Below are 19,800 nucleotides of genomic sequence, written 5' to 3'. Positions count from 1 at the left end.
GTATAGCAGTACTAAAATAAAAAATATATTTCTTTTCATAACAGAGTATTAGCTTTAGGTCATTTCTATTCTTTAACTATTTTCCAACTGCTGGTATTGCCATTATAGACTATCTGCATGATATACATCCCCGGAGTTCGATCAGATATATCTACCATATTGGATTGAGATATACTGCCCCATTGTTGCAGCAATGTCCCGGTAAGATCATAGAGAGAAATCCGGGCATTCTCAAACTTCTCAACTCCTGAAATATCAATTTTGAGTATACCACGGGTAGGATTGGGATAAATTGTCACTTTAGTTTCCGAAAGTTTTTCTTCATATGTGGAAGGCTCTCCTTCATCATCGCTCAAGGCTCCCCTTGTCTGAATCACAATCTCCTTTTGGCGAGTCAACCGATTACCGGCACTGTCATAGGTATATTTGATTTTGTTTTGGGCGTATGCATCAGCAGCAGCCCACATAGATAAAACCGCGAATAGCAGAAATATGGCAACTATCCGTTTAGATGTTTGAATTCTTAAAAGTAAAAATGTTGTTTTCATGTGATATAAGATTTTATTGACGCTTCAAATAACCACAACTTTCACATAAAAACAAAATATTATATGGTAACAGTGGTAACAAACCTACTTCAGCAAGAAAAGTTGTTTTGCATCTTACAGTTCTTTCAGCCTCCGTCAATTGCCCTATTCATCGGCTTTCCGGCTGAAAGAACTGTAAGATCTGATTGGTTAAAAAGACATAACCACCGATTATAGAAAACGATTTAAAAGTAACATCTCAGTCCGCCTTGAATTCCCAAACGATTTACTCCATGACGGTCATTAATCACAATCATACCTGAGTAAATGCCATCAGGACGGGAGATAGATGCCCGCCACCATCACACACCCAGCTTCTGGCAATAGACAAAGACAGGAGCCACATAACCCAACGTCACAAGTTCCTCCGGGAAATCAGTAGTAATAGCCTCACATTCCACTCCAAATCCATATCCGCCGTCACCGACCCAGTTATACGCTACTTTATACTCTCCCCCTCCTTTCCACTTGTAAGATCCCGAGCGCATCACCACCTCACTCGTTATCCATCCATAGCCGAAATTCACAATAAACGTGTTTCTCGGTACTCTTATCCTCTTCTCCTGCTCTTTTTGTGCTTCCTGCATCCCAACCACATCTTCCATCGTGAGAACTACACTCTTTTCTTGCCCCCAAACACTGACATTCAGGCAGCATAAGCCAAACATCAATAACACATACTTCATGACTTTCATTTTATAGATTTTTCTAATATCTCATTAATAATCCCGCTTTGATAAGATACTCTATAACTATAATTGCCGACTCTTTCTTTTCTTCGGGCAAAGCGTTATATTCCTGCGAATACTCAGGATAATTCAGCAAAATAGTTCTCATATTGTTTTTAGTGATGAGTTTCACTTTCTTGCTATCAGACTCTATCAAATAACAAACTTTGTTTTTCAGTTGCTTAGACGCTACGATAGCCCCTCCTATGGCACCGAAGAGCATACCCCCCGCAACAGCCTCACTTATCTGCTTTTTGCCAATCTTAGTACCGATAAAACAAATCTTGTTTGTACCAAAGCGGAAACCGGGTGCATACCAACTGCCAAACCTGCATCCCTCATATCTTAATTACCGACAGTTTACATACAAGGTATCCTGATGTATGATATACTTTACCTCTTTCTTCAATAGCTTATCTGTCTTTTTATCACCCGTCTTCGGTTTAAAATCGGCGCCTCCATTCCAGAATCTCTTGCTCTGGGACCTGGATTTAATAGCAAGATTCTCCAATGCAGTGAACTTTCCATCCATGTAATCGGAAAATGAAAGAGCATATCTGCTCTGAGCAAACGAAGTGGCTGCAAATAACAGAAATATAAAACATAAGATGTATTTATTCCGTATCATAAAACTTGTATTTGAGTATAAGAATTTTTAATTCGAGGTTCTCCGAAATGATTCCCAATAATATATTGGACTGAATGGAGTACAGTTTATTTCCACAAGTTAAAGCAGTAACCTACATGAAGCTCCACCCCGAAATTATGGGGAGACCTCGTTATTTTGTTTTCGTCGAAAACATCCTCGAACATACTTTTAAGAAATTCCTTACTGACGGGAAGAAGGCCGTACTCCACTGCGCCACCGACAAAAAAAGATTTGTACTTGAAATCTACCCCGGCACTCAATCCGATGTCCAATCGTTTCAAGCCTCTGTCTTTATTGAAAGTATCAGAACGAAACTCTCGATGAGTACCCAAGTCCTCAAATCCTTCCGGAACAAGACCACTACCACTCCAATGAGGATCTCGTTTCATTTCACCGTCAATATTTCCTCCAATACCATAAGCAATGTACGGTCCTGCACTTATTTGTAAACCACAATCCGTATTCAAGGGTAGATATGTCGCTATTTTCACTGGAAGCTGAAGATAGACGGCGCTCATTTTAGACTTTTTCGTCTCATAGAGCAAAACTGTCTCTCCTTCGTATTGGCGAGTTTCTAATGCATCTTCATCAATGGAACTTTTCCTGTTCAAGAGTTGGAGACCTGTCTGTAATGACCAGGCACGAGCTAAAGGGAACTCCACCCCAACCCCGAAACGGTATCCGAAGTCAGCCTTATAATTTTTATCCTTTGTGATGCCACTGAAACCGGCACCACCTTGTACACTGACTTTTACTTGTGAATAACAGAAAGAGGTTGTTAGACCCAAAAGTAGAACTAATAAAACGTGCTTTTTCATATTCATATCAGAATTAATGGATTATTTGAAATATAATTAAGAAAACAAGGAGGAAATATACCATAAAAGCATTGAACATGCAAGTAATAAAACGAAAAAATATGGATAGCCCATTCGGCCGGATATATCGTCCGGCTGAATGAGTACTCTATCACTTATTTCTTCTTAAACTGTTTTTTCAATTGTTCAATATGTTTCATATAGTTTTCCCAGTCTTGCTCATTGCACCAGAACCATTTTCTTTTAAGCAAGTTATCGTCCGGTTGAGGAATTTTCACACTAACAGGAACAAACCGAAGAGTATCACCGATATCAGAAGGGTAACTTTTGGAAAGTTCTCTTTCTCTTTCAATAGTTGTGTTATTGAAATCATTTATACACAGTATTGTATTTTTATCGATGATTTTATACCATTTTTCCGTTCCTCTTCCAGCATCATTTAGAGATTGAGTTTCTCGTATATACTGTATCTTTAATGTATCTCCATAGATCTGGTAAATTCCAATAAAATATGTAGAAGTAAAACGCTCTTCTGAAAATTCCTTCAACTTTTGCAATTCAAGATGGTCACGTTCAGGATAATACCCTTCAAAAACTAGTCCATTCTTATAAAAAAATGTGCGCCGATTATAATAACCGTCCGTATTAATAAGAGTATCAATCCCTGTATACACATCTGCATAACAGTAAGTAAATGCTCTTTTAACATCATTAGGAATCCCCCTGCAAGATGATAAAACAGACAGTACACATAAAATAAATATTATTTTTTTCATATTGAATACATTTTTATTTTCCCCATAAACTCAAAGGATTATAATAGCCCGAATAGAAATATCCGCCCGCTTTAAAGTTTTCATAATTCAGATAAAAATTCTGATTTCCAAAACCGGTTCGCCCATGAATTCCATTCTGCTGTAAATCCTGGAACACTTTATGGCTATAACCAACGCGCGTAATTTGATTTCCTCTTCTATATCCAATCCATACAGGAGCCGAGAAAACCTGTCCATTTTTCCAAGTGCTATAACCTTCATTTCTATTTTTACCCCATATTGGACTACGTGCATTTTTATCTTGCTCTTCATTACTTGCATCCAACCCATCATTTGTATAGATATAAGACCCAAATAAAAAATCTCCAACACTCAGTTCAAACGCATTCGTCCTCCATCTATCTCCATCTCCTCCTAAAGATTTCATATCATTTTGCAACGCAAAAGAACCACCTTTCCAATATGCCGTTATATTAGCAACTCTTTGTGCGTTCGATTTTCCGTCCGGACCTTGAGTCTTCCCATAATAAGTCAAACCATATCCGACTCCAACGCCATTATAGGTTGCAGAAGCATTCCACCCCCAATGATTATCACCCACTCCACACTCCAACACTGACACCAATGCTAAAGTCTCCATGAACTATTTTTTAATCTAATAATTTCTTTACAACCTCTGCCATCCATCCTTCATAATTACTTATATTATCCACGGACACTTCTTTAAAAACTATTTGTTTAATTTTCTCTCCATACTCGAACACAATAGCAGATTTCTCCGGATGCTCCTGTAGACGCTTATAAATCCTCTGGTAAATAACCTTACTCGAAGGATATGAAAGTCCTGCAGTATGAAAGAGGATTAGATCATTTTTCTTAAATAATATATCTATCAATATCGCGGCTTTTATTCTTATATGTATGATATTATCTGCATATATTTTATCATCCAAATTAAGTTCTTCAAATAAAAGATTGATTTCATTAGTAGAAAAGCCATACTTCTTCAATAAATTAGAAAGTCTTATATGCCTGAATATTCTAAAATTCTCAAAATAGATCTCTACTTTTTCTTCTATCCTTGCTTCGTCCATAAAAGGATCAGTATACTTCTTGCAAAAGATATTTAGAGGAAAAGTGCACTTCTTGTTTTGGGAAGATATAATTTTCCCAAAATTCGGTATTGCAGAGAAACATACATAAAATCTACCTGCAAACGCTGTAAATGAACTTATATTTCCCAGATTATATATTTTAAAATAATAATTATCTGGCGATTGGGAAGCTGTATGATCTATAACCATAATTCTTAGGATTATTAATAGTGAAATTTCCGTTATTCAGTAATGAATTAACAAATTTGTCATTGCCAGTTGATAAATAATATCTGATAGCAGCATTCATCCGATGGTTACCATCTGTAATGGTTCGCACTCCTTCATGATAAAATCCCGCAGCACCAGATTTATCACTAAAAGTACCATTTTTCATCTGTTCATAGTACATATCTACTATATCCTGCTTTACACTTTGTTGTGCACTACGCAAACCTAATTGCGCTGCTGTTTGCTGTATTTGCTTACTTTGATCAGAAATACCTGTCCAAATATCCACTTTATGGTCCAGCGAATAGTTTGCTGCAGCTCCAACCGCTGATAATCCGCTTGTCATAAAGCTCATCTTGGCACCACTCCACATCCCATCAAGAAAGGAAGTATTGGGATCATCATCAACTTCAGCCATCACACCACCCATCAAAGTACCGAAAGGCAAACCGGAAACTTCATGAGTAATTAGATTCTGAAGCATTGGAGATTTTATGTTTTGGGTAAGTTTCTCGATAGGACCGACAAACCGACCGGCAATCTCACCGCCAACATAAGCCATCGTACCAGCCATTATGCCATCAAACGCAACTTGTTGCAGGTTGATATTCTTCCACCCATTGTTAAAACCTTGACCAATCGCAGAGTTTGCGGCACCGGTACCGGCGGTAATACCAATAGCGGCACCGGGGAAAGCGGCAGTCAATGCACCGGAAACTGCACCGGTAGCAAAATAAGATAATCCTTCCCAGCTTAAATCCGCACCATTGGCAACCCAGTTTATTGCTCCTCCAATAACTGCACCAATAAATAGATGCCAGAACTCTCCATCCGGATCCGTATATATTAACGGATTATTTAAGCAATAAGTATATCTATTGAAATTTTGTGAGAAATCAGGCATCTGAACAAACGGATCAGGACTCAAGAAACGAGCCAGTAACGGATCATACATACGGCCGTTCATGTCTATCAGCTTGAACTCATCCAGATGTTCATGTCCCGTATAGCCACGGTGGAACTTGAAGGTGTTATTAGCTACCGTACGTCTGCCCCAAACATCGTATGAAGCCTTGAAAACCTCAGTACCTGCATTATCAGTCAACTTCACAACACTGCCCAAATGGTCTTTGTGGGCATAATAAATCTTATCAGGCTGCCCGGATTGTTTCACATATACCGCTACCAAACCGTTATTGCCACCAAGATAATATAATTGTTTCGTTACACCGCCTTCGGTGACCATCTCATAATCGCCCGCATATACAGTCGTACGTGCAACCGCATTGTTCGTCTTCAACGTAGATTTCCAACGTTGGCGATCAGGACCATACGTGATGTTCAACAGGTAATTGTTCGAACCGACCGTTTCACTGATGGAGGAAACTTTATCAAATGCAGTATACGCAATGGTCTGGTTATTCTCGGAAATCAGGCCGCCGGTATTGTCAACGGTACTTACCGCATGAGGTTTGTCATAACTGTATGAACCCAAGCCTGTTTTAGAAACAATATTGCCATTGGCATGATAACCCATATTCATGACTGTAGAACTACCTTGCTTCACAACAGTCAAACGATCTGCGCTGTCATAAGTGAAGGTTTCCGTTTGCCCAATCATACCCGTACGCGAAGTAAGATTGCCTGTAGCACCATCAAACACATAGTTCATATTATGCAGCGACGTAGTACCTTTCATCGTCTTCAGGTTACTAAGTAAGCCTTGCGAATTACGGGTTTCGGTAGAAATCAATGTACCACCAAGTTTGGTAGTAGTGACAGTTCCGGTAGTTCCCGTGAGTTCCCAGATATTTTGCGTACCTGCCAGCACCTGTCGCAGATTACCATAAGCGTCATAGTTGCGACTGACGGTCAAAGATCCAGGATAGGCAATATTACTCAGTTGCCCCTGTGAGTTATAAGAGTAAGTAAATGCCAAAGCACCTGTTCCTTCTATTTGACGTGTCTCAGTCCTCGTACGACCGTAATTATCATACGTGTAAGTCGTGTAATTATTACCCGTCTGTTCCTTTGTCAGACGCAGCAAGTTGTTGCCGGACGTTCCATAGGTATAGGTAGTAGTTACACCATCCGCCACGGAAGAGGTCATACGCCCCAACACATCATAGGTATTTGTCGTGGTTTTACCTTTCCCGTCAACCTGAGTTTTCAATCGTCCGGCAGCGTCATACGTATAGGTTATGGTACCTGCATTGGGATCGGTCAGCGTCTTTTGCTTGCCCGTGTCATAATAGGTCATAGTGAAAGTAGCTCCACCTGTGACTATCTTTTGAGGTTTTCCCAATGACTTATAAGTATAGGCAATGCTGGAAACCGGATCGGTCACGGATTTCACTCCACCCCAGGGATCATAAACTTGGGTATAAGTTTTCCCGTTTGTGGTGCTCGATACTGTACGGTTCCCATAAGCGTAAGAAACGGATCTCCCTGCACTGCTTGTTTGGGTCAGCACTCGCCCACGAGCATCATACGTATAGTTCTCCGTTGTGGTAAGATTGCCAGTTTCTGTCTTTTTCTGAGTGACCAGCCCTTTGTTGTTATAAGTCGTAGCCTCTTTAATGGACATACTTTTGGGACCGATTGTTTCTACCAATACCTCACGCCCCTGATTGTCGTACCAAGTTTTTACCCAGGGCTCTCCCGTAGCTTGGGCAAGCGTAAAGAATCGTTTACTTGAATTGACATTCCAACCACTCAGATAACTTCTCTTAGTACCGTCGGGAAAAAGAGTAGACAGTCTGTTCCCCCATCCATCAAACGTATGCCTAGTTGTTAACTTATTGGAAGTATCACTTTCGTCTGTTTCCGTCAGGACATTTCCCCAAGTATCATATGTATAAGCAATAATGGATGACGACGGATTAGTAGAAGTTTTAGCGATAAAACGTTTCGTTGCATCATAATCATAGTTGCTGGTAAGGGCGGAAACTCCAGAGCCGCTGATTTTCTCCGTCTTCACGTTTCCCCAAGTATCGTAGGTGAATTCGGTGGTAAAGGGTAAAGAGGAACCATAATTTTCAACAGTCTTCGTCTTATATCCTTTAGAGGTATTATACGTGATTTCAGTCTTCTGCGTGAAAGTCGACGAGTCGTCCGTATGCTTCTGTACCTTTGTGATCAGCTGGGGCTGATAGGTTTTTCCGGCAAGGATATAGTCGCCATATTGAACAGTGCGATACATATTATTGCCATAGTCCGCCTTTTCCTGGGTCATGTAACCGTAGGTAGTATTGAACTGACGAGTGGTAGTAACCATATTGCCATCCAAATCCTTCTCTGTAGTAGATGAAGGGTAAGCAAAGTATTTCCTGGAGCCTTTATCCACAATAACCAGCGTAGAGTTAGTTTCAGCCGTACTGCCGTCTATGGTATTTTTAGTATAGGTAGCAGATGGTATATAGAAGGAAGTATTCCATGCTTTTACACCAGATTCAGAAACTGTCCCCAACGTCATATTCTCAGCTATCATGGAAGACATTCCCAACAGCCCTTTTCCTTGCAAATGCATTTTAAGGCCACTGTACCGATAGTTAGTTGTCATTGTTCTGCCTGCCGCACCATTATCCGAATTTACTTTCTTTACTACATGCAAAGGCAAAGTATAATCGGCAACAGGATAACTGCTACCCGTACCTTTGGTATAGATACCGCCATTGACAAGGGAGGCATAAGTAATATTCGTCACACTGCCATAGCCACCGGTAACAGAAGTTACCTTACCTTTGTCTGTATTGTAACTACTATTAGGGTATAATCGCCATACAGGGTCTCTGTTTGAATTACTACTATTATAACAATTGTAACCATAATTCATCAGTTCCATCTGACCGTCACCGTTGAAGTCACCCACCAGATAGCGGGATGAAAGAGCATCTTCATCTCTGTTAGAAGTCGCCGAACGCACTATGGTAAGCGCACTTCCTGTAGAATGCATCCAATAGGTATAAGTTTTATTGAACTCACCCCAAGAACCTTGAAATATAGCGCTCTTCTTATCATACATGGCCTTGGTTATCACCACATCCGATTTCCCGTCAAGATCGAAATCATATATAAGGCAATCAAACCTTGAATCATCTTTTGAAGTGAAGCTCTGATCGTAAAGCCCTAATGTGCATGCCTGCGACTTAGTAAAAGTTCCATTGCCATTATTCAAGGCAAAATACCAACTACTTTCACCGGTACTGTTCATTAGTATATCCATTAAGCCATCACCATTAAAATCACCGGAACGAATCATCCACACCTTAGAGACATTGGTTCCTGTAGTCTTCTTGGCATCCGAAAAAGTAGTTCCCGTAATTCCATTACCCTGATTCCAAAAAATGGTATAGCCTCCATTATAAATTATCATCATATCTTCCAGCCCGTTACCGTTAAGGTCAGATACGAATACCTTATCGGGATTAGAAGGCAAGGTAAGGCTAAATGCCGTGCGGTATAAAGATGTTCCGGAATTATGTCCAATAATCTCGCCCGGATACTTGTTGCCACTGTGTCCCTTTTCTATGAAAACGATATCTCCTTTTCCGTCATTATTAAAATCACCGGTAGCATAGGCGGGCATTTCACTACTGTGCTGCAAGTTGTATCCGAAAGCCCCCTGAACCGTGTTTCCATAAACATAAAAAGCTATTTGCTTCCAATGATCATTGATGCTTACATGTGGTACTACAAATTCATTCAGACCGTCTCCATCAAAATCGATGACGGACGATCCCGCTTTGTATTCTTGCATGTCAGACAATTGAAAACTTGCTCCAAGACGATAATTCGTTCCGTCAACAAATCGGACATTTCCGGAAGAATCCAATGAGGCCCAATATATATAAGCGTAAGTATCATAGGTCCAAGAATTCGTACCTGTCGGTATCTTTACAGGAGAGATTCCCATCATATCCGTCAAACCATCTCCATTGAAATCACCAGCAATAAATTGCTGTTCAGAAAATGCGACAGCCGGATAAACAGAAGCAGCATTCACTTGAGGAGAAACAGGAATACTATATAGGGAAGGCAAATAAGACCAATTTAGCTTAACCGGTTGCATAACATCGCCGGCACCATTCCTCTCCGTAACACTTGTCAGACGTGAATATTTAGTACCGGAAGCATCACCGGTGGTATTGTATTGCAAGTCATAAACACGGTAAACCGAATTTCCCGTTTTGCTTGTAATGGTTTTCAGCCTACGATCCATGGTTCCTTTTACGCCTTCAATAACAAATAGCTGTGGATCATTGGAGCGAGTTTCATAACTGAAAGTAACCGTATTCTGTAAACCGGTACTCCCATTCTTATTATTTCCATACATTATAGTGTTGGGATACATGCAGTAACTCCACTTATTATAGGTATAATTCATGTAATTACCCAACGGATCTTCCACGTAATCCAGATACCATGCATAGATTCTGGGAGAATTACCAGCTGTGTAGCTTTGTCGAGCACCGGTTGTATTTCCATAATAGCATATCTGCCCGGTAGAAGATTGCACTTCAAACCATGTATTAGCTGTAGAAGCAGTGTATGTGCCATGAACAATCACTTTAGTAAAAGGATCGGATTCCAAATAATATACGGCTCCCTCTTGCCCTATAGTGCCAGAAGAATAAATCAAGCGTTTACCGTCCAGATAATAAGCCTCATCGGCGGAAAAAGTCAATGCCTTGGCTGTACCGTCATGATACATATCCTTCGGACCGCGAGTTATAACTGACATTCCCGACAAATTACATCCCCAACCCAACATTCCATTTCCTGCCTGACTATTATAAATGATAGCAAGCGTAGGTTGCATACCTCCTACACCTTGCGGAATTTTAATAGGAATTGAATACGTAGCTGCTCCGGTAGCCGATACATCAAAAGTTCCACCAAGAGAGCCAACGGCTTCCTGTTCCGCACTATATGTGATGGGAATGTCCGGATAATCAAAGTCTTCCGAGGCATATCCGGTAATATTGGTAGTAATAAGTTCCGCTGTATCATATCCTTCCGATACTATATAATAGGTGCCCGGTTCTAAGGTTCTCTGTATAAAAGCATGAGAGGATGAAGAACAGTGACCATCATCTGAATAATAATCATTGGAAGCAATGACACCTCCCGCGGCATTCAACAGATAGGCGCAAGTTTCATAGACCATTGATCCGCAATGAGTTATTGTTACAATCATTTTACGGGTTAATGTGAACTTATAAAAAACATCCTCTTGTTCTCCGGCTGCATACTGATTAGAAAAAAGATTCATATTCTGTATATCAGAATAGTCAAAACTCTTGTTGTAAGTACCGGCGTCAATAGCATTCTGCTGACTATCCCCTTCTGAAGATAAAAACATCCCAGTTATTTGAGTAGTAATAACTCCGTTCTCTTCATATCCTTCTGCCACGACGTAGTATGTGCCGGCATCCAGTATCTTTGATAAATAAGCCTCTCCAGCACCACCGCCACAGCCTATGGAAAAGTCAGCATCATCGTTATAGTCAATTAATTTTCCGGAAGCATCCAAAAGGCTCAAATAGGTATCAGAAAGCTCTGATTCGCAATGCTTCATGATGACCTTCATCCTAGTACTTATAGTAAATTTATAAAAAACATCATTGGAAGGTCGCCCCGTATAATTGTTTGTAAAATCTTCCGTGTTTTGTGAATCTGAATAATCAAACTCAGAATTATAAGTGCCAACTTCAATTGGATATGATCTAGTATTTCCCTGTTGCGCATGGGCAATAAGTGGAAATAATAAAAAGGAAAATATGAATAATAAATGTGTTTTCATGGAGAAGTGTGTTTTAAGGTTATCTTATTCTTTAATTATCTTCCAACTGCTAATCTTGCCATTGTAGGCAACCTGCATGATATACATTCCCGGAGTCCGTTCGGATAAATCAATTTCATTGGATTGGGATATACCCGCCCACTGCTGCAACAACTTTCCGGTAAGATCATAGAGGGATATTCGAGCATTCTCAAACTTTTCAACTCCTGAGATATCAACTTTGAGCATACCACGGGTAGGGTTGGGATAAATAGTTACTTTAGTTTCCGAAAGCTCTTCTTCGTATACCGATGGCTCCTCTTCATCACTCAAAGCACCCCTTGTCTGTACGACAATCTCCTTTTGGCGAGTCAACCGGTTTCCGGCATTGTCGTAGGTATATTTGATACGCTGCGCACAAATATCCAGACCTGCCCACATAGATAAAACTACAGATAGCAGAAATATAAGCGCTACCCGTTTAGATATCCGTTTATCCTTTTTCATAATGCGTAATGTTTATTCGATACTGAATTCTCCTGATAACAAGGTTTCTCCGAAAGAAATTTCTAATAAGTATTTTCCATTCTCCACTTCGGACATATTCACAAATATATTGGTCGGAGTAAAGTACAATTCAGACTGAATAGTTTCACCTGTCAAAATACTTTTTACCAAAACCGTTACTTCAGTATATACGCAATCTAAATTAATAGTCAAAGCAGTATTATCAGGATTAAAATAGGCAAAGACATTCAATGGTTCTAAAGAACGTGTTCCGGGCTGTTGCGCTCCCTTTCCCTTAAGAGATTTTTTTAAATTAATCTGTTTGATAGATACCATTTGTTCTGCATAAATATTTAGAGAGAACAAAGCGAATAAGAGCGAAAGTAAAAATGTTGTTTTCATGTAGTATAAGATTTAATTATTTGATGCCTCGAATAAACACAACTTTCATCTAACAACAAAATATTACGTGGTAACAATGGTAACAGAGAAATCCAAGTATGTAACAGACAATATATAAATCACACATTATCAGACATAAATACTTTCTCAAAAAGTCCCTTATCCATTTTATTCTTAATTCTATTTTTCCGTGTTTTTATTGCGTCGGCAGTAGTATTCATTACGTCCATAACAATTTCTTTTGGACAATGAAGTATGATTAATACGCAATATAACAAATCATTCATAGTCAAAGAAGAACAACAAGCATTCAAATCCTTCATGATATCTGCAAATGCGCTTCTAATATCATCAAGAATCAACACCCTGTGGTTATGAATAATACTAATACGCTCTTTTGGTTTTGCTTTCATTAATTCTGTCAATTTCCTACCCCCCTCAGTTGATCTAAATAAAGAAATGCAAATATCAATCCTTAACTCTTTCAATTCATGCAACTTGCTATTTCCTTCTTCACAGATATCTTTTCCATGTAACAATATTTCCGCACGATTCTCCATCAGTTGTTTCTGTAAAACGATATATCTGTTCTTCCTGCATCTATCCCTCCACATCAATATAAGGCTTAATACTAAAACAATAAATAAGGATAATATAATCAGGAGATTCATTGTTCTTCTATGTTCAACAGAGAGTTTATACTTATGCAATTCCAATAAATGTTTATCCATTAACTCGTTAATCTCCGCACGGTCATTCATTCTCTGAATCGAATCATAATAAACGATGAAAGAATCAACATTTAAAATCGCATCTTTCCAATTAGAAAGCTCTTTATTGGCTTGATATATACTATAATAATTTGAGGTCTTTGTATATATATCAGAAGATTCCTTTCCTAAATTCCAATAATAAAAGGCTGAGTCTTTCTTACCCAGATTATACAAAATATCACCTTTCAAAGAATAGGCAGAGGTTAAGCTTTCTATATCTAACAAATAAGGCATGGCTCTTGAAATACAATCATTGGCCTGTCCATACTCTCCCTGCTCATTATAAACTCCGGATAAATTCTTATATATGGCGCCCAACAACACCGGATAATCCAGTGAAAGTGCCATTTCCAGTGCCTGTTGATAATAATTTAATGCACTGTCAAGTTGAAGTTCAAGCAAAAAAGTACCACCAATACCATTCAGATTGTGAAATGCACGTAAAGTATCATGATTACTCACATTTATAGCATAAGCCTGCTTATACATGTTTCTTGCTGTCTCTTCCATATTTTGGTCTGTATAGCAATCTCCCAAATCGTTATATACCATAGACAAAAATACCGAGTCACCTCCTTGCGGCATAGTCCTCAATGACTTCAAATATAAATTTATGGCAGTAGATATGTCTTCTTGCTCCCGATACACACATCCGGTATAAAAATAAGATTTTGCCAATCGCTCTCTATCACTGTTCTTTTCAAAATAATCCACAGCTACCTGTATCAAAGAATCATTCTCCAGCGACACATAATTCTTATACTTCGCCTGCGTAAGCAGCAAGGCATACCATGCCCTGTCTGTTTTCCCCATCTTCTGCGGTGCAGAAACCTCCTCCAATAATTGCAGCGAACTGTCAGGACGCGATTGCATCAACGAATCAGCCAATAACAGAATAGAGCTGACAGCATGAGAATCTCTTCCGCATGCCCCTAGCAGCATAGTAAATGATATAAAGAATAGGAAAGCGGGTAACAGTTTTTTCATGCTATATTAGACTTCTCGTTTCAATACTGCAAAGATAGCAACAAATCATGGAAAAAGCCAGTTAGAAAGTAAGCAGTTGAAACATAATTAGTATCACACTATCATTTTGACACTTTGTATTTCCAATTGCCTGAGAATGCATTATTCCCGAATAACTGACCATGGAGGTAAAAAGAGACAAACGAAATTCAGCAAGCCACAGATTATTAATAATATATCGAAATACTTACACTTCTTTTAGAGTAAAACACCACCCTAAAAACACAAATATAAGAGAAATAGCCAATACAAATAAGTGTATTACTAGTAAGTAGTAACCCTTTTGACCGTAAGTAGTAATGATATCACCTATAAGTAGTAACCCTTTCACCCGTAAGTAGTAACCCTTTTCTGCATAAGAAGCCCTAAAACACGCAAGAATATGCAGAAATAACGAATTTACATTCCTTATTTATTCACAGGATATCCTATAATGCAAGATTGACAAATGGGCATAATCACATAAAACAAAGAAATAGCATCAATTTGATTAAGATATCAATAAATAAAAATCAATTTATCATTTCACTCCACAAGCATTTTGCCCCCCCCTAAAAACAACCAAAGGAAAAGATTCGTTTGCCGGCAACAAATGAAATCATTTGCCAATAAACTATGAAAGCATTCAATCTGTCGGAAGGTATTATTGTAACAACTAATCAGACCGATTCTTTTGAAGAAGACGGAAAACATATCCGGCTGATGCCCGCCAATCAATTTTTACTATCATAGAATCAATAAGAAGCCGCCCCCTCCTTTCGCAATACGAAAGGAAACAGGGCGGCTTCTATATAAATAGCTTGTAAAGCTACGCTGATTACAAAACCAGAGAAAGATTACAGACCGAAAGCGGCTTTCACCTTGTCCACGTAATCCAGTTTCTCCCAAGTGAAAAGTTCCACCTCCACATCTTTGTTACCTTCGTAACGAGACTTGAAGTGCTTGGTAACAATCTGCGGTTCACGTCCCAGATGTCCGTAAGCAGCAGTCTCCTGATAAATCGGATTACGAAGCTTCAGGCGATCTTCAATAGCCTTCGGGCGAAGATCAAAAAGTTCATCTATCTTCTTCGCAATCTCACCATCGCTCATGTTTACATGGCCGCGGCCATAAGTATTGACATAGATATTAATGGGACGAGCCACACCTATAGCATAAGACACCTGTACCAGCATTTCGTCAGCTACACCGGCTGCCACCAGGTTCTTGGCAATATGACGGGCTGCATAAGCGGCACTACGGTCTACCTTACTGGGGTCCTTACCGGAGAAAGCGCCACCACCGTGAGCACCTTTACCACCGTAGGTATCCACGATAATCTTACGTCCCGTCAGACCGGTATCTCCGTGAGGTCCGCCGATAACGAACTTTCCGGTAGGATTAACGTGATAGGTGATATGGTCATTGAACAATGCAAGTACTTTCTCTGCATGAATAGAAGCAATGACACGTGGCATCAGGATATTGATGACATCCTGACGGATAGTGGCAAGCATTTCTTCATCCGCTTTCAGCTGGGCGGCTTCGCTGTCGTCGGCAGGCTGGATGAAATCATCATGCTGGGTAGAAACTACAATTGTATCGATGCGGACAGGCGTACCGTTATCATCATATTCAATAGTTACCTGACTCTTGGCGTCCGGACGGAGATAAGTCATCTCTTTACCTTCGCGACGGATGTCGGCCAGCACTTGCAAGATGCGATGTGCCAGGTCGAGCGAAAGAGGCATATAGTTTTCTGTTTCGTTAGTAGCATAACCGAACATCATGCCTTGGTCGCCTGCCCCCTGTTCCATAGGGTCCTGACGTTCCACACCACGGTTAATGTCGGGGCTTTGCTCATGAATGGCGGACAATACGCCGCACGAGTTACTTTCGAACATGTACTCGCCTTTGGTATAGCCGATTTTCTGAATTACTTCGCGCGCAATGAGTTGCAGATCAACGTACGCTTTGGTTTTCACTTCTCCAGCCAGTACCACCTGTCCGGTAGTTACCAGAGTTTCGCAAGCTACTTTCGAACTGGGGTCGTAAGCCAACAGTTTGTCAAGCACAGCGTCCGATATTTGATCGGCCACTTTGTCGGGGTGTCCTTCTGACACCGATTCGGATGTGAATAAATATCCCATACTTCTAAATTAAAGAATGAATAATTAAAGAATGAAAAGCGGGGGATCTGATGGTGAGTAGACATGCATATCCCGATGCTCGGAGCATCGTCAGAAAAGGATGTGTTTTAGCATTTTTTTCTGTGGTTGCAAGCTACTCAAATCTTTCCACATTTCATTTTCGGGTGCAAAGATAAAGGTTTTCTTATGAAATAGCATATAAACAGGAAAGCATTAACATTATATTAGCAAAAGAAGTGTACCGATATCCCATCGGCACACTTCCCAATTAGTAGTCTCAATATTGTTAACTTTAAAATTGTGCTTTATTTCAATAAGTTCCGGTAGTAGCTCTCCACATCGCTCCATTTATAGAAAGGAAACTGGTCGGTCTGTACCGGAATGTGTACTTCATGCTCATTATGCAGTATCTTAACCAGAATATCATCCGCGTTTCCTTTTTCATTCCGGAAGAAGGCAATCTGCACATTAGCGGCCATAGGGACTACCTTAAAGTCACTCCACACTTTATACACCTCGTAAGGATCATCTACGGCAACATTACAATTCTCTATCTGCATCAATGCCACCAAAGGAATCACATTGCCATCATGCCCGAAGCGAAGGGTAGCAGCTATGCCTCCCTTCTGAATAGCCTCATTGGCGCTATCCAAAATATTCTGCAACAATGATTTCGCATTGGCTACAACAATCCCTTTCCCGTCTGCATGATTTGCATTGCCCACATAGAAACGATAGTTGATACACTGCCACAAATCAAACAGTTCCTGGGGCTGAAACAAATCATAGAAAGAAACCTTTGTCTCTGCATTCTGCATATCACTCGCCACCCAGTACATACCCCACATCACTTCCTTCGGATTCACTTTCTTCAGTATGAAACGCTTGTCCTTAAATAAAGAAGCAATCAACCGGTCGGGATTGGTGTGGACATCTTCAAACTTTCTGTATTCTTCAGCCCACGGACCGTCAGTGGAAGAAGTAAAGCGGTTGGATTCGTCCGTATGGAAATTCAAGTAGTCCATATACTTATGGCTGGCCTCATAAGAAATGCGCAGATTGGGATTCAGTTCCTTCAAACGATCACCAAAAGCCACCATACTCATCGCACAACGCAACACAACGGTAGAACGGGCAGAAATGGAAGGGCTGCCCTTAAAGGCTTCAGGAAATGCAGCATACATTCTTTCCGCAATTCCACGGTGCTGACGGACACCTAATGGGGTCAGATCACCTCCATGGCCTTCCGCTTCTTCCCACACCTTCAGCAAACGCTGCCGGGCATCTTCTCCCAAGTCTGAAAGTGCACCCTCACGATGCGCTTCTTCAAAAAGGTCCACCAGCCATTTATAATCACGGTCGCCAATCAAATAACGGGAACCATGCCGTCCATAGTGGCTCACGTAGAATGGTTTATATCCTTTGGGAGCCCGGGTTTGCGGTGCAAAATCAAGTGGATAAGCCCAATAGACGCCACCCGTTTTCTCAATGGTAGAAAACATCTCTTCTTTGGATGTCTGCGCCCCAAGCGGAACACAGCACATCCACATCATACCACATAACAGTAATTGTTTCAGTCTCATTCTATTTCTTCATTTATTGTTTATAACCGTCATTCTGATTCAACGCCGGGTTGTTGGTCAATTCGCTTTCCGGTATCGGGAACAACTTATACTTGTCGTCCACATCTCCACCCAGACGGATACCGTTCTTCCAGTCCCAGTTATTGCCTTTCGTATATTTACCGAAACGGATCAGGTCAGTGCGCCTGGTCAGCTCGGATGCCAGCTCTTTCTGACGCTCGCTCAGGATAAAGTTCAAAGAAAGCTCATTGAGGGCGATTTCTCCTGAAACATCCGAACGAACGCCGCTCTTCGCATATTTACCGGACATATACGCTCTGGACCGGACTTCATTGACGTAGCCTAATGCTTCCGTTTCCGTACCATTTGCTCCACGCAAGATAGCCTCGGCAGCCATCAGATAAGCATCAGCGGTGCGGAACAACGGGAAATCAATAGAGGTATAAGCATCGCCCGAAGCACAGAGCTGATCATCCTTGGTCACATTTCTCCATTTGATATAGCCATAGCCACAAGTAAAGGTACTGGTCATGTTCAGTTCCGAGTCCCAGGTTTCCTTCACCTGATTCGGAAGGGCGGTCATGAACTGGGCACGTTTATCTTTCTTTCCGTTACCCCAGGTATCATTGACATCAAACGCCACATCATCCGCATCAAAGGCGTCTACCAGTGTCATCTTGGCACGGACATTACCCCAACCTCGCGAACCGACTCCTGTCTTATACAATTCGTCCATCGGACCATTCACGAAAGCTTTTACGTAGAAGTTTGTTCCGGCTGAACTTTGGGCACGCTGTCCGTCCTGTACCAGTCCCCAGATGATCTCCTTGCAGGTTTTGTTATCCGCCAGGAAGATTTCACGATAGTCGGAAGCCAGCGGATAGTGTCCGTCTGTAACTACCTTCTTCGCATACGTATATGCCTCCTGGTATTTATTTTCATGAATCCAAGACTCAGCATTCAGATACATACGGGCCAGCAGGAACCAGTCGGCTACACGGTCAATTCGTCCGTATTCGTTTTCTCCCGGAGCTTTCAGTTCATTCTCAACAGCCAGCAATTCACTTTCCGCATATTCAAATATCTGCTTACGGGTATACTGAACCGGAATTTCCTTCACACCTGTATGTTCGTCAACATAGGGCACGGAACCAAACAAATCACAAAGCATGGAATAGCAGTATGCACGTATAAAACGTGCTTCGGCTCTGTAACCAATGTATTCGTCCTTCATTTCTTCCCAAAGTCCTCTATCCTGTAACTTCCCTTCGGTACATTCGCGCAGCAGCTCGTTACAGTAAGCAATACTCATATAAAGCCGCTGGTAAGTCCAGGTGACAACTGAGGCGTTGGAGGCATCCCATTGCAGGTTCAGGCACTTACGCAGACCGTTTGAAGAAGAAGGCATCAGGAAGTTATCCGTACTCATCTCCTGCAAGTAGAACAACAGACGCACATAACCGGAATACCCTTCATTGGCACCTTCCAAGTCACCATTACCGCCATCGCCACCCTGCTGCCCTGTCAGGATCAGAGATGAATAACACTTGGCCAGAACACCCGTATAGCCGTCCTTGGTCTTATATACCTGGTCGCTCACTAACTGGTTATTATCCAGTGGCATGGTATCGAGATCACCTAGGCACGAAGCCAGAAACGTGACCAAGAAAAGTAGATTGAATGAATAGGCAATTATCTTTTTCATATCACATA

Annotated in this window: 13 protein-coding genes and 1 pseudogene; all 14 read right to left on the bottom strand. The window is 40.8% G+C overall.

Annotated elements, in window-relative coordinates; genetic code table 11:
* Window positions 1-65 precede the first annotated feature (65 nt).
* Window positions 66-548 carry a T9SS type A sorting domain-containing protein gene (locus VYM24_RS05885; RefSeq protein ID WP_217714918.1) on the bottom strand — a complete coding sequence of 161 codons (483 nt, stop codon included), beginning with the start codon at window positions 546-548 and terminating at the stop codon, window positions 66-68.
* Between the two features lie 341 nt (window positions 549-889).
* A complete protein-coding gene (locus VYM24_RS05880) occupies window positions 890-1,282 on the bottom strand; it encodes a hypothetical protein (protein ID WP_330941731.1) in 393 nt (130 codons plus the stop codon).
* Between the two features lie 13 nt (window positions 1,283-1,295).
* Window positions 1,296-1,943 (bottom strand): annotated as a pseudogene (locus tag VYM24_RS05875) (DUF6563 family protein).
* 86 nt (window positions 1,944-2,029) lie between these two features.
* Complete coding sequence (locus VYM24_RS05870) at window positions 2,030-2,782, bottom strand: porin family protein (protein ID WP_291549941.1); 753 nt, start codon at window positions 2,780-2,782, stop codon at window positions 2,030-2,032.
* Between the two features lie 155 nt (window positions 2,783-2,937).
* Window positions 2,938-3,558: a hypothetical protein gene (locus VYM24_RS05865; RefSeq protein WP_291549939.1), complete on the bottom strand. Its 621-nt coding sequence runs from the start codon at window positions 3,556-3,558 to the stop codon at window positions 2,938-2,940.
* 13 nt (window positions 3,559-3,571) lie between these two features.
* Complete coding sequence (locus VYM24_RS05860; protein ID WP_044262903.1) at window positions 3,572-4,198, bottom strand: polymorphic toxin type 23 domain-containing protein; 627 nt, start codon at window positions 4,196-4,198, stop codon at window positions 3,572-3,574.
* A gap of 10 nt (window positions 4,199-4,208) precedes the next feature.
* Entirely contained in the window at window positions 4,209-4,862 is a 654-nt protein-coding gene (locus VYM24_RS05855; protein WP_044262902.1) for a hypothetical protein, read from the bottom strand.
* Window positions 4,825-11,463, bottom strand: a complete 6,639-nt coding sequence (locus VYM24_RS05850; protein WP_330941730.1) for an FG-GAP-like repeat-containing protein — start codon at window positions 11,461-11,463, stop codon at window positions 4,825-4,827. The genes VYM24_RS05855 and VYM24_RS05850 overlap by 38 nt, the downstream gene beginning before the upstream one ends.
* 249 nt (window positions 11,464-11,712) lie before the next feature.
* The gene (locus VYM24_RS05845; RefSeq protein ID WP_224321245.1) at window positions 11,713-12,174 is read right to left on the bottom strand and encodes a T9SS type A sorting domain-containing protein; all 462 of its coding nucleotides are present in this window, start codon (window positions 12,172-12,174) and stop codon (window positions 11,713-11,715) included.
* A 12-nt stretch (window positions 12,175-12,186) separates the two neighbouring features.
* Window positions 12,187-12,576 carry a DUF3244 domain-containing protein gene (locus tag VYM24_RS05840; protein WP_291549934.1) on the bottom strand — a complete coding sequence of 130 codons (390 nt, stop codon included), beginning with the start codon at window positions 12,574-12,576 and terminating at the stop codon, window positions 12,187-12,189.
* Between the two features lie 119 nt (window positions 12,577-12,695).
* Window positions 12,696-14,336, bottom strand: coding sequence for a tetratricopeptide repeat protein (locus tag VYM24_RS05835; protein ID WP_330941729.1), 1,641 nt, complete (start codon window positions 14,334-14,336; stop codon window positions 12,696-12,698).
* Between the two features lie 875 nt (window positions 14,337-15,211).
* On the bottom strand, window positions 15,212-16,504 hold the full coding sequence (metK, locus tag VYM24_RS05830) for a methionine adenosyltransferase (RefSeq protein WP_007211495.1): 1,293 nt from the start codon (window positions 16,502-16,504) through the stop codon (window positions 15,212-15,214).
* Between the two features lie 305 nt (window positions 16,505-16,809).
* Window positions 16,810-18,087 carry a histidine-type phosphatase gene (locus VYM24_RS05825; RefSeq protein WP_330941728.1) on the bottom strand — a complete coding sequence of 426 codons (1,278 nt, stop codon included), beginning with the start codon at window positions 18,085-18,087 and terminating at the stop codon, window positions 16,810-16,812.
* 13 nt (window positions 18,088-18,100) lie between these two features.
* Entirely contained in the window at window positions 18,101-19,792 is a 1,692-nt protein-coding gene (locus tag VYM24_RS05820; protein WP_330941727.1) for a RagB/SusD family nutrient uptake outer membrane protein, read from the bottom strand.
* Window positions 19,793-19,800: the final 8 nt, after the last annotated feature.

Origin of the sequence: Bacteroides sp. MSB163 (genome assembly GCF_036416795.1) — a bacterium.
Lineage (GTDB): Bacteria > Bacteroidota > Bacteroidia > Bacteroidales > Bacteroidaceae > Bacteroides > Bacteroides maternus.
The sequence above is the reverse complement of the archived record's forward strand: the minus strand, read 5'-3'. Positions and strand labels throughout refer to the sequence as shown.